Below are 13,130 nucleotides of genomic sequence, written 5' to 3' on the forward strand. Positions count from 1 at the left end.
CTAGAACAAGAACTCTACCGTTTCTTCGTCAGACGATTGCTTGAACACTAGCTCACCCAGCTTGCTCTCTGGCTGCTCCGCCATGAAGACGAGCACCTTGCGGAAATCTTCAACGAGCTTCTCCATCGTCGCGGACTTGAACAGCTTAGTCGAATACTCGAGGTTGAACTCCAGCGTATCGTCCTGCTCGGCCACATACAGCGACAAGTCGAACTTCGCTGCATTGTAGTCGGTCACGACACGGCTGAAGGTGAGCGATTCGACGCGCAGCTCCTCCTGCTCGTTGTTCTGCATAACGAGCATCGTATCGAACAGCGGATTACGGCTCGGATCTCTCGGGATGCTAAGCTTCTCCACCAGATCCTCGAACGGATACTCCTGATGCTCGAAGGCGCTGAGTGCATGCTCCTTCAGCTCTTGCACGAAGCCAGCTACCGTCTTCTCTTCCTTAGGCTGAGCCCGAAGCGCGAGCGTGTTGACGAATACGCCGATGATCGGCTCGACATCCGCCGTCTGTCTGCCTGCGATCGGTGTACCGATCACCAGATCATCTTGACCCGTGTAGCTAGTAAGCAGCATGGAATATGCAGCCATCATCACCATGAACATCGTGCTGCCGTTCTCTTCAGCCAGCTGTCTCAGCTTCGTCGTCAGCTCAGGCTCCACTGTGAACTCCAGCTGCGAGCCCTCGAGGCTGCGGACAGCCGGACGAGGGTAGTCTGTTGGCAGGTCGAGCACTGGAACCTCACCGGCGAATACGTCCAGCCAGTAGCGCTCCTGCTCGGCATAGCTGCCGCTTGCCGCACGCTGCTGTTGCCATACGGCGAAGTCCTTATAGTGAATGCGCAGCGGCTCGAGCTCAATGCCCTCATACAGCTGCATGAATTCCTGGATCAAGATACCGAGCGATGCACCGTCCGAAATAATGTGATGCATATCGAACTGCATCAGGTGACGGTCAGGTGCCAGCTCGACGAGACCGACACGCATAAGCGGTGGTGTGCTCAGGTCGAACGGACGGACGAACTGCTCAGCGAGCTGTTCGATCTGACTCTCGTCAGCCTTCGCATATTCGAGATTGAACGACACCTGGTCGTACACCTTCTGTACCGGCTCGCCTCCCGCCATCTCGAAGCCCGTCCGCAGCGTCTCATGACGCTCGATCAGCTTGCGGAACGCTTGCTCCAGTCGATCACGGTCAAGCGGACCGTCGACGGTCAAGGCGCTCGGCATGTTGTAGCTGATTCCTGTACCTTCCAGCTGGCTCACGATATACAATCGCTTCTGCGAGGACGATACCGGATAGTACGCTCTGCGCGGAGCGAACGGGATCGATGTGGCCGCAACCTGCTCCATCCCTTCGACGATGACAGCCATCTGCTCAATCGTCGAGTATTGGAACACCTCGCGCAGTGGTATCGCAACGTTCATTTCCTTCTGAATTCGAGCAGTCAGCGTCGTCGCACGCAGCGAGTGTCCGCCGATGTCGAAGAAATTATCCTTCACCCCGACACGTTCCAGTCCGAGCACGGACTGCCAGATCGTCGCGAGCTTCGCTTCCACTTCATTGCGAGGCGCCACATAGCTCGCTTCGCTGCTGACGCTTCCTTCAGGCGCTGGTAGCGCCTTGCGGTCGATCTTGCCGTTCGGGCTGAGCGGCATCCGCTCCAGCTGGACGAAGTACGTCGGCACCATATAGCTTGGCAGCTCCGCGGACAACGCCTCACGCAGCTCTGCAGCGGTCAGCTCCTGCTCCGCGACGTAGTACGCCGCCAGCAGCTTCTGCCCTGACCCGTCCTCGCGAGCCATGACGACCGTCTCGAGCACACCTTCGACGTTCAGGATGTTCGTCTCGATCTCACCTAGCTCGATCCGATAGCCGCGAATCTTGACCTGATGGTCAATCCGTCCGAGATACTCGATGTTGCCATCCGGCATCCAGCGTACAAGGTCGCCTGTGCGGTACATGCGCTCGTCAGCGACGAACGGACTGTCGATGAACTTCTCCGCGTTCAGCTCCGGTCGGTTCAAGTAGCCGCGTGCGACGCCGACACCTGCGATGACCAGCTCACCCGCTACGCCGATCGGCTGCAGCTGCAATGTACCTTCCTTGACGACGTAGAGATGAATATTCTCAATCGGCTTCCCGATTGGAATGACCGGATAATGGCCATCTGGCTCGCAATCGAAGTACGATACGTCGACGGTCGCCTCGGTCGGGCCGTACAGGTTGATCAGACGCGAGCGATTCGCTGCAGCGACTGTGCGCTGGTAGCGTGCGACGTGCTGCGGAGGCAGCGCCTCACCGCTCGTGAACACTTGACGCAGCGAACGCAGCTGCTCGGTCAGCTCAAGGCTTGGCTGCTGCTCCGCGTACTCGAGGAACGCCCCGAGCATTGCAGGCACGAAGTGCATCGTCGTAATCGCGTAGCGGTCTATCGTCTCGATGATCGTCTGCGGGCTCTTCTCCCCGCCCACTGGCAGCAAGCATACCTTCGAGCCGACGAACGCCCACCAGAACAGCTCCCACACCGATACGTCGAACGTAATCGCCGTCTTCTGCATAATCGTATCTGTCGCATCAATCGGATACTGCTTATGCATCCACAGGATACGGTTCAGCACCGAATGATGCTCGACCATAACGCCCTTCGGCTTGCCCGTCGAACCAGATGTGTAGATCATGTACGCCACATTCGTAGGTCCCGCTTGTCCGACCGTCAAGTTCGACGCATCCGCCTCATACACAGACGAATCGTTCAGATCAAGCACCTTGCCTCCGAACACTTGCTCGGACTCAAGTCCGGCTAAACGCTCGCGCAGATGCGATTGCGTCAGCAGCAGCGGTGCGGACGAATCCTCGAGGATGTACGCGATCCGCTCTTGAGGCAGCGATGGGTCGATTGGCACGTACGCGCCGCCCGCCTTCAGAATGGCGTAGATCGCGATCATCATTTCGAACGAGCGCTCGGCCATGAGCACGACCTTCGTCTCCCGCTTCACACCTTCCGCTTGCAGCGTCCGCGCCAGCTGATTCGCCCGCTCGTTCAGCTCACGGTACGTCAGCTGCTGTCCTTCGAACAGAACCGCTGGCAGCTCTGGCGTCTTCGCCGCTTGCTGCTCGAACAGGCCGTGAATCGTCTCATGCGCCGGGTATGGAGCAGCGGTATCGTTGAACCGCACCATAATTTGCGTCTTCTCAGACTCGGTCAGCAGCTCCAGCTCCGTCACCGGAATGCTTGGATTCGCGACAATTTGCTCAAGCACATGAATCAGATGCTGCTGCATCCGCTCGATGTCAGACGGTGCATAGACGTTCGCATTGTAGCTGAGATCGACCAGAATCTCGTCGCCCGGCATAATCGTCAACGTGAAGTCGTAGTTCGTCTGCTCGAACATTTCCGTATTTTTGATTTCAAAGGACTGCTCGCCCATGCTCTCCATCTGACGATCCAGCGGATAGTTCTCGAAGATCATAAGATGGCTGATCAAATCTTGCTTCTGCGCTGTATTCGACTGAATCTCGAACAGCGGATACGTGTCGTACGACTGGGAGGCGATCGCCTGCTCCTGCGTGCGCTTCATGACGTCGGTGAATCGTTCGTTAGCTTCCGCCTGCACTCTGACCGGAACCGTATTGATGAACAGACCGATCATCGTCTCGATGCCTGCAATCTCCGCTGGACGACCGGACACGACGCTGCCGAATACCGCATCCTGACTGTTGTTGTAATTGTGCAGCATGACGCCCCATGCTGATTGCATCAGCGAGTTGAACGTGACCTGATGCTGCTTCGCCACCTGATGAAGCTGTGCGGATAGCTCAGCGCTCAGCACCGCCGATGCTTTCTGACCGTTGTAGCCTTCTGTCACCGCTTCTAAGTGCGTCTGCTTCGGCAGCACTGTCTGCTGATCGTAGCCAGCCAGGTACTGACTCCAGTACGAGGCAGCCGCTGCTTGATCCTGCGACTCCAGCCAGTCGATATAGCGGCTGTACGGCGTGACAGGCAAGTAGACGGGCTCTTTGCCTTGCACGAGATCGAAGTAAGCTCCGAATACCTCTCCGCTTACAAGCGACAAGCACCATCCATCCATCACGATATGGTGGAAGCTCCAGACGAAGCTGCAAACCTGATCCGATGTGCGGATTATCGATACGCGAAGCAACGAATCGTGCAACAGATCGAAGCCGCGTGCCTTATCCTGCTCCGCATAACGATCGACGTAAGGTCTGCGGGCCTCCTCATGCATGCCGCGAATATCCTGATAACGGAACTCGCAAGCCTTATCCTTGAACACGATCTGAACGGCCTCGTCTTGCCAGCCGTTGTAGATGCTGCTGCGCAACACAGCGTGGCGCTCGACAAGCTTATCGAGACATTGCTTGAACAGCTCGACGTCCACATGTCCTTCGACATCGAACGTAGCCTGCTCGAAGTAGGCGCTCGACGAAGGCTCCATTAAGCTGTGGAACATCATACCCTTCTGCATCGGCGTCAGCGAGTACACATCCTCCAGCTCGCCAATGTGGGCAGTCGTCTGCACGAGCTCCTCGAGCTTCTCTACAGACAGTCCACGCATTGTCACGTCGCTTGGCGTCAGCTCCGGTCGCTCAACGGCTACACAATGGGCGATGACCTGCTGCAAGCTCTTCTGTAGAAGCTGTGCGAGTCGTTCCATCGTTTCCTTGCGGAACGCTTGACCGTTATACAGGATTGACATCGACAGCTTGCCGCCTTCAACGATGCCGTTCATGCTGATCGAATGCTTCATCGAAGTGGTGTTGCTGACCGACAGACCACTCGACAGCGGCGAGACGTTCAGTGCGCTACTCTCCAGATCCTGATCGAACTGACCCAGATAGTTAAAGCTGATCTCTGGCTCGGCCGACAGCTGCGAGGCACCCTCACCATCTGTCAAGTAACGAAGCATGCCGTAGCCGATCCCCTTGTTCGGGATGGAGCGCAGCTCCTCCTTCACCGTCTTGATCCGCTGAGCGAGCGGCTTACCTGCTCCTGTCTTCAGCACGATCGGGTATTGACTTGTGAACCAGCCGACGGTACGAGAAATGTCTACATCAGGCACGATCGACTCGCGGCCGTGACCCTCTAGGCTGACAAGCAGTTGCTCGAGTCCTGTCCATTCCTCGATCGCCATACCGAGCGATGTGAGAAGCAGATCGTTCACATCGGTGTTGTACGCGCGACCTGCTTGCTTCAGCAGCTGCTCGGTCTCAAGAGTGGTCCACTCGATGTTCAGTGTCTCGCTCTCTCCAACGATCAGACCGCTGAACGACTCGTCATCCTTCGGCAGCTTGCCAGCCGAGCTCGCCAGCTCCACTTGCTTCCAATACGCCAGCTCCTGCTCCATCGATCCGTCGTTCGCATGCTGGGCAAGCGTGTCAGCCCACGTACGGAATGAGTCGGTCTTGCTCGGCAGCTGGATCGATTGTCCCTTCGCAGCCTGCTCATAGACCGTCACGAGGTCCTCCAGCACGATACGCCACGAGATACCATCGATGACCATATGATGAATCGCAATCAACAGATGATCGCCGTCCGCACACTGGAACAATCCAAGCTTCACAAGTGGACCTTCCGTCAAGCTCATGCTGGACTGAATGTCGTTCGACTTCGCTTCAACTGCCGCGGCGACCTCTGACTCGCTCGTCAGCTCGCGCAGATCAACCGTCTCTAGGCTGAACAGCTCGCCTTCACGAATCGCACGGTTCCATGCCGTTGGCTTCGCTTCAGCATGCCCTTCCGCACCTGCTTCGTAGCGGACGACGATCCGCAGCGCATCATGATGCGTTGTGAGCTCGGTGAATGCTTGACGCAGCGACTGTTCATCGAAGCGATCCGCACGGTACAGCATGACCGCCTGGTTAAAGTGATGCGATTCGAGCCATTGCTGCTCAAAGAACCAGTGCTGGATCGGTGTCATGCCGAGTGCGCCTATTACCTCCGACTGATCCGCCTTGTTGCCTGCTTGCTGCAGATGCGGGCACAGCTGCGCAATCGTCGGATATTGGAACAGGTCCTTCATCTCCAGCTTGTAGCCGAGCTGATGCAATCTAGACGATACTTGGATCGACTTGATCGAATCGCCACCTAGCTCGAAATAGTTATCATGGATGCCAACCGACTTCGCTCCAAGCACCGACTGCCATACACCAGCGACGAGCTGCTCAAGCTCCGAGCGCGGCGCAGCATACGTACTCTCGCGCTGGGTAGCGCCATCAGGAGCCGGCAGCGCCTTCCGATCGATCTTGTCGTTCGGCGTAAGCGGCATACGCTCGAGCTGCATGATGTAGGTCGGAATCATGTAGCTTGGCAGCTCTGCGGCAAGTGCTGCGCGCAGCTCGCTGATCGACAGCTCCTGCTCTGCGACGAAGTACGCGCACAGCTGATTTTGACCCGTTTCGTCCTCGCGAGCGAGCACGATGACTTCTTGCACGAAGTCTACCTTCAAGATTTGCGCCTCGATCTCACCAAGCTCGATCCGGTATCCGCGGATTTTCACCTGATGGTCGATACGTCCGAGATACTCGATCTTACCGTCAGGCATCCAGCGTGCGAGGTCACCTGTTCGGTACATCCGCTCGCCTCGTGCAAATCGACTCATCACGAACTTCTCGTCCGTCAGTTCTGGGCGATCCAGATAACCGCGGGCGACACCCGCTCCAGCTACGCACAGCTCGCCCGGTACGCCGACCGGAAGCAGATGGCCGTGCGGATCGACGATATAGACGCGGTGATTCGGCATCGGACGACCGATGGAGACGATTGTTCCAGCTGATGGGTCCTGCGATACAGGCCAGATCGTCGTCGCAATCGAGTTCTCCGTCGGACCGTAGCCGTTATAGTAATCCACCTTATCCTTCCACTTGTTGACGAGCTCGTTCGACGAAGCCGAACCAGCCGTGAACAGAATGCGCAGCGATGGCATCTGGCTCGGGTCAAGATACGTTGCATACGTCGGCGGCAAGGCAGCCATCGTAATGCGATGCTCAGTCATATAAGCTTCGAACAGGCTGTAGTTCATAATCGTAGCCGTCGTCGGGATATACAGCGTCGCGCCGCAGAACAGCGCTTCGAAGATTTCCCAACATGCAGCGTCGAACGACAAGCTTGCGAACTGCAGCACCTTATCCTGCTCGATGATGCGCAGCGTCTCGTCGTAATACACCTTCAGGTTCGTCAAGCCGTGATGCTCGACCATAACGCCCTTCGGCTTGCCGGTCGTACCCGACGTGTAGATGACATAGGCCAGATCGTTCGCACTGCTGATCCGCTCCAGATTTGAGCCGTCGGCGTCGTACACGCTCATGTCGTCCAGAAGCACCTTGCGGCCTTCGAAGGTGACACGCTCCTCGAGATGCGACTGCGTCAGCAGCAGCTTCGCGCCGGAGTCGTCGAGCATGTAGCGGATGCGGTCCTCCGGATATTCAGGATCGATCGGCACATAGGCACCGCCCGCCTTCATAATTCCGAAGAGTCCGACGAACATGTCGAGCGAGCGCTCCATCATCAGACCGATGAGCTGATCCTTCTCAACACCATAGCTGCGAAGCGTCCGCGCAAGCTTGTTCGCCTTCTCATTCAGCTCGCGGTACGTGAGCTGCTCACCCTCAAAGTACAGCGCTGGCTGGTCTGGTGTACGGCTAGCCTGCTCCTCGAGCAGCTGATGAATCGTCTTATGCTGCGGCGATTCAACGGCTGTGTCGTTGAATTGCTCGAAGATTTGCGATTTCTCCTCGTCGGTGACCAGCTCCAGATCGCTTACGCGCACTTCTGGATTCGCCACGACCTGCTCCAGCACGCGAGTGAGATGACCTTGGATACGCTCCATGCTCGCTTGATCGAAGCGAAGCGCATTGTAGCCGAAGACGAGCTTCATCGACTCGCCAGGCAGCACGACGAAGTTGAAATCGTAGTTCGTCTGCTCGACCATCGTCACACCGCTCATCGTGAAGCTGCTGCTCTCCTCACTGCCGAGCTGCTCCATTTGCTCATCGAGCGGATAGTTTTCAAAGATCATAATGTGGTTCACAAGATCCTGCTTCTGCTCAGTAAGCGACTGAATCTCGTACAGCGGGAACGTATCGAACGCATGAGAGGCGATCGCCTGCTCCTGGTTTCTCGTCATGACGTCGATGAAGCGCTCGTCCGCCTCGCTGCGAATGCGAACCGGAATCGTATTGATGAACAAGCCCACGATAGACTCAACACCCGGAATTTCCGCCGGTCTACCGGACACGACGCTTCCGAATACGACATCGCTAGAGCCGTTGTACTTCTGCAGCATCATTCCCCATACCGTCTGGATGAGTGTATTCACCGTAACCTGATGCTGCTTCGCCGTGCGGTTGATCAGCTCGGTCAGCTCTGCCCCAAGCTCGAATTCGAGTCTTGCGGACATGTAGCCTTCCGTCTTCGCCAGCGGCTTGCCGCTCGGTACGATCGTCTGCTCCTCGTAGTCACCGAGATAGCCGCTCCAGTAACGGATCGCTTCATCCCGATCTTGGCGCTCCAGCCATTCGAGGTACTGACTATATGGCGATACCTCCGGCAGCTCCGGCTGCTTACCTGCTGCGAGGGCGAAGTAGCTGCTGAACACCTCGCTCGCGACTAGCGACATGCACCAGCCGTCCATCACGATATGATGGAACGTCCAGATGTGACGATAGCTGCTGTCACCTGTCTGTAGAATCGAGATGCGGAGCAAGCTGTCCTTCGTCAGATCGAAGCCCCGCTTCTTATCACGCGCCGTGAACTCCGCCACATACTCCGCGCACTCGTCCTCGGACAGATGACGAATATCTTCATAAACGAACTCGCTGCGCTTGTTGCGGTACACCACCTGCAGCGCCTGCTCGCTTAAGCCCGTATAGAAATTCGTACGTAACGCCTCGTGACGCTGGATCAGCAGGTCGAAGCCTTGCTTGAATGCCTCGAGATTAAAGCTTCCGTTCAGATCGAACGAAGACTGCTCCAGGTAAGCGCCGGATTCCTTATCCATCAAGCTATGGAAAAGCATACCGTTCTGCATCGGCGTCAGTCCGTACACGTTCTCGAGCTCGCCGAGCGACTCGGTCATAGCGACCAGTCGGTCAAGCTCGTTCACAGTCAGACCCTTGAGCGATACGTCGCTCGGCGTCAGCTCCGAGCGCTCCTTGCTCGCGCAATGCGTCACAAGCTTCTGCAGACTCGACTTCAGCTGCTCGCCAAGCTGCTCAATCGTAGCTTGACGGTACTGCTTACTGCTGTAGCGAATTGTCATCTCCAGCTTGCCGCCAGTAATCATGCCGTTCACATCGAGCGTGTAGCGCAGCGTAGCCTTCGGACTTGTCGATGCTCCGCCTGTATAGCGGGACAGTGCAATCTCTTGTCCCTGCAGGTCTTGGTCGAGCTGGCCGAGATAGTTGAAGCTGATCTCAGGCTCGAGCTTCAGCGTTGCGTCTTCGCCTGCCTCCGACAAGTACCGCACGATGCCGTAGCCAATACCCTTGTTCGGAATTTGTCTCAGCTGCTCCTTCGTACGCTTGATGCGCTGCGACAGCTCCTCATGGCTGTTAGCCTCGAGCGCAACAGGGTACAAGCTAGTGAACCAGCCAATCGTCCGTGTAATGTCAAGCTCAGGCAGGATCGCTTCACGACCATGTCCTTCGAGGTTGACCAGCACACGAGACTGCCCGCTCCAGCTCGTCATCGCCTCAGCGAGCGCTGTAAGTAGCAGGTCGTTCATCTCTGTGCCGTAGGCGCGATGTGCCTTCTTGAGCAGCAGCTCCGTCTCGGCCTCCGTCCATTCCACTGTGACGAGGGCACTATCCGACATCGTAGACGGCTCTACCTCGGCAAAATCCTTCGGAAGCGGCGCTCCAGCTTCTGCCTGCGCCAGCTCCTTCCAGTACGAAGCTTCACGCTCTACGCTCGCACTCGCCGCATAGCGCCCCAGACCTTCCGCCCATGTCAGGAATGAATCGGTCTTATATGGAAGCTTCACCGGCTGACCGCTCAGCGCCAGCTCGTAGCCTGCTGCGAAGTCCTCGAACACAATACGCCACGATACACCGTCGATCACCAAGTGGTGAACCGCGATCAACAGATGGTCGCCGTCGTCCATTCGGAACAGTCCAAGCTTCACGAGCGGCCCTTCTGTCAGCGAGATCGAGCCTTGGATCGCATCGGACAACTGCTCGACGCGCTCTGCGGCGTTCGGCTCCCTACGCAGCTCGATAACCTGAAGCTCGAACAGGTCGCCTTCCTTCACGCTGCGATAGTACGCTTCAACTGCGCCGCCTTCCGCTTCGCGGAATACGGCACGCAAGGCGTCATGGTGCGTAACGATCGCCGTCATCGTTTTGCGAAGCGCGGACTCATCGAATCTTGCACTGCGGTACAGCATGACCGCCTGGTTGAAGTGATGCGGCTCCACCTGACTACCTTCGAAGAACCAGTGTTGAATCGGCGTTAGCGTCGCAGTGCCTGTCACCTCGCCCTGATCAGCAAGACGAGTTACCGTCTGCACATGCGGGCTCAGCGCTTGAATCGTCGGATATTTGAACAGGTGCTTCATCTCCAGCTTATAGCCGGCCTGCAGCAATCGGGACGATACTTGAATCGACTTGATCGAGTCGCCGCCGAAGTCGAAGAAGTTGTCCATAATACCGATGGTCTTCACACCGAGCACAGACTGCCAGATCGAGACCAGCGTCCGCTCCACTGCGGTACGCGGTGCGACGTATTCAGTGCCCGAGCGTACGCTGCCTTGCGGCGCAGGAAGCTGCTTGCGGTCAATCTTCCCATTCGGGCTAAGCGGCATGCGCTCCAGCTGGACGAAGAACGACGGCACCATGTAGCTCGGTAGCTCAGCTGCTAATGCCTCGCGCAGCTCGCTTGCCGTCAGCTCTCGCTCGGCAACGTAGTAAGCGCACAGCACCTTCTGACCTGATTCGTCCTCACGTGCCATCACAACAGCCTCGAGCACGGCTTCGACGTTCAAGATTTGCGTCTCGACTTCGCCAAGCTCGATACGGTAGCCGCGGATCTTCACCTGATGGTCAATCCGTCCGAGATATTCGATGTTGCCGTCCGGCATCCAGCGCGCCAGGTCACCTGTACGGTACATGCGCTCGCCTGGGACGAATGGACAAGCAACGAACTTCTCAGCATTCAGCTCCGGACGGTTCAGGTAGCCTCTCGCTACACCAACTCCGCCGATGCACAGCTCGCCAGCGACGCCCATAGGCTGCAGCTGAAGCGTGCCTTCCATCAGAATGTACAGATGAATATTGTCAATCGGCTTACCGATTGGAATGATCGGGTACGACTCGTCCGGCTCGCAGTCGAAGTACGACACGTCGACGGTCGCCTCCGTTGGACCGTACAGGTTCAACAGACGCGCACGATTGTCGACCGCAATCGCCTTCTGGAAGCGTGCCACATGCTGAGGCGGCAACGCCTCGCCGCTCGTGAACACCTGACGCAGCGTACGCAGCTGCTGGGCAAGCTGCACGCGAGGCTGCTGCTCCGCATGCTCTAAGAATGCGCCGAGCATCGCTGGAACGAAGTGCATCGTCGTAATGGCGTAGCGGTCGATTGTGCTCACGATCGTCTCCGGATTTTTCTCCCCGCCAACGGACAGGAGACATACCTTCGAGCCGACGAACGCCCACCAGAACAGCTCCCACACCGATACGTCGAACGTAATCGCCGTCTTCTGCATAATCGTGTCGCTAGCATCGATCGGATATTTCTTGTGCATCCACATAATCCGGTTCATGACCGAATGATGCTCGACCATGACGCCCTTCGGCTTGCCAGTCGAACCTGACGTATAGATCATGTACGCGACGTCAGTAGGCCCTGCAACCGATTCGAGGTTCGAAGCATCCTCGGCATAGTTGCTATCATCGTTCAGATCCAGCACCTTGCCGTGGAAGGACGATGTGGAAGTCGCTTCCAGACCAGCCAAGCGATCACGAAGATGGCTTTGCGTGAGCAGCAGTGGTGCAGCGGAATCCTCGAGAATATAAGCGATACGCTCCTCTGGATAAGCCGGATCGATAGGCACATACGCGCCGCCCGCCTTCAGAATCGCGTAGATCGCGACCATCATTTCGAGAGAACGCTCGGCCATCAGGACGACCTTCTGGTCAGCCTTGACGCCTTCAGCCTGAAGCGTTCGAGCAAGCTGGTTCGCACGCTCGTTCAGCTCACGGTACGTTAGCTGCTGATCCTCGAACAATACAGCTGGCAGCTCCGGTGTACGTGCGGCTTGCTCCTCGAACATGCCGTGAATCGTCTTGTCGTGCGGATAATCCGCACGCGTATCGTTCAGGCCGTGAACGAGATGTGCTTTTTCCTCCGATGTGACGAGCTCGATCTCATCGATGACAAGCTGTGGATTCGCAGTGACCTGCTCCAGCAGCTGTGTGAGATGCTTCTCCATACGTTCCATCTCATCCGCGTCGAACGCTGATGCGTTGTATTCGAAGTGAAGCAGTGTCTCCTCGCCTGGCATGACGATCAGGTTGAAGTCGAAGTTCGTCTGCTCGGCCATCCGTACATTATGAATCGTGAACGGCTGCGCCGGACCTTCTCCCTGTTGTTCAACTGCCTGCTCGACCGGGAAGTTCTCGAACACGACGATATGATTAATTAGGTCCTGCTTCTGCTCGGTCATTGCCTGAATTTCAAAGAGCGGGAACGTCTCATACGGCTGAGAAGCTATCGCTTGCTCCTGTACCTTGTGCATAAGCGATGCGAACGTATCGCGGCCTTGACATTCCATCCGAACCGGAATCGTATTGATGAACAGACCGATCATCGATTCGACGCCTGGAATATCTGACGGTCTGCCGGACACTACGCTTCCGAATACGACGTCGCGGCTGTTGTTATAGCGCTGCAGCATGACGCCCCAAGCGGCTTGCATCAGCGTATTGACCGTAACCTGATGCTGCTTGGCAACCCGGTTCATCCGTTCGGTCAGCGACTTGTCGAGCAGCGCGGCACGCTTCATCGGTACGTACGCTTCAGACTTCGGCTCTGCATGACGCTTCGGCAGCGTCGTATGTGACTCATAGCCGCTCAGATAGCTGTTCCAGTAGGCCGCGACCTCCTCGC

At 57.0% G+C, this 13,130-nt stretch carries 1 protein-coding gene (cut by a window edge); it reads right to left on the reverse strand.

Annotation, left to right across the window (positions count from 1 at the left end; genetic code table 11):
* Positions 1-13,130 carry the final stretch of a non-ribosomal peptide synthase/polyketide synthase gene (locus PAE68_RS12780; RefSeq protein WP_281887484.1) on the reverse strand. It continues 14,215 nt past the right edge of the window, so the window shows 13,130 of its 27,345 coding nt (coding positions 14,216-27,345); the start codon falls outside the window, past its right edge; its stop codon occupies positions 1-3.

Source organism: Paenibacillus sp. YYML68, assembly GCF_027923405.1.
Lineage (GTDB): Bacteria > Bacillota > Bacilli > Paenibacillales > NBRC-103111 > Paenibacillus_G.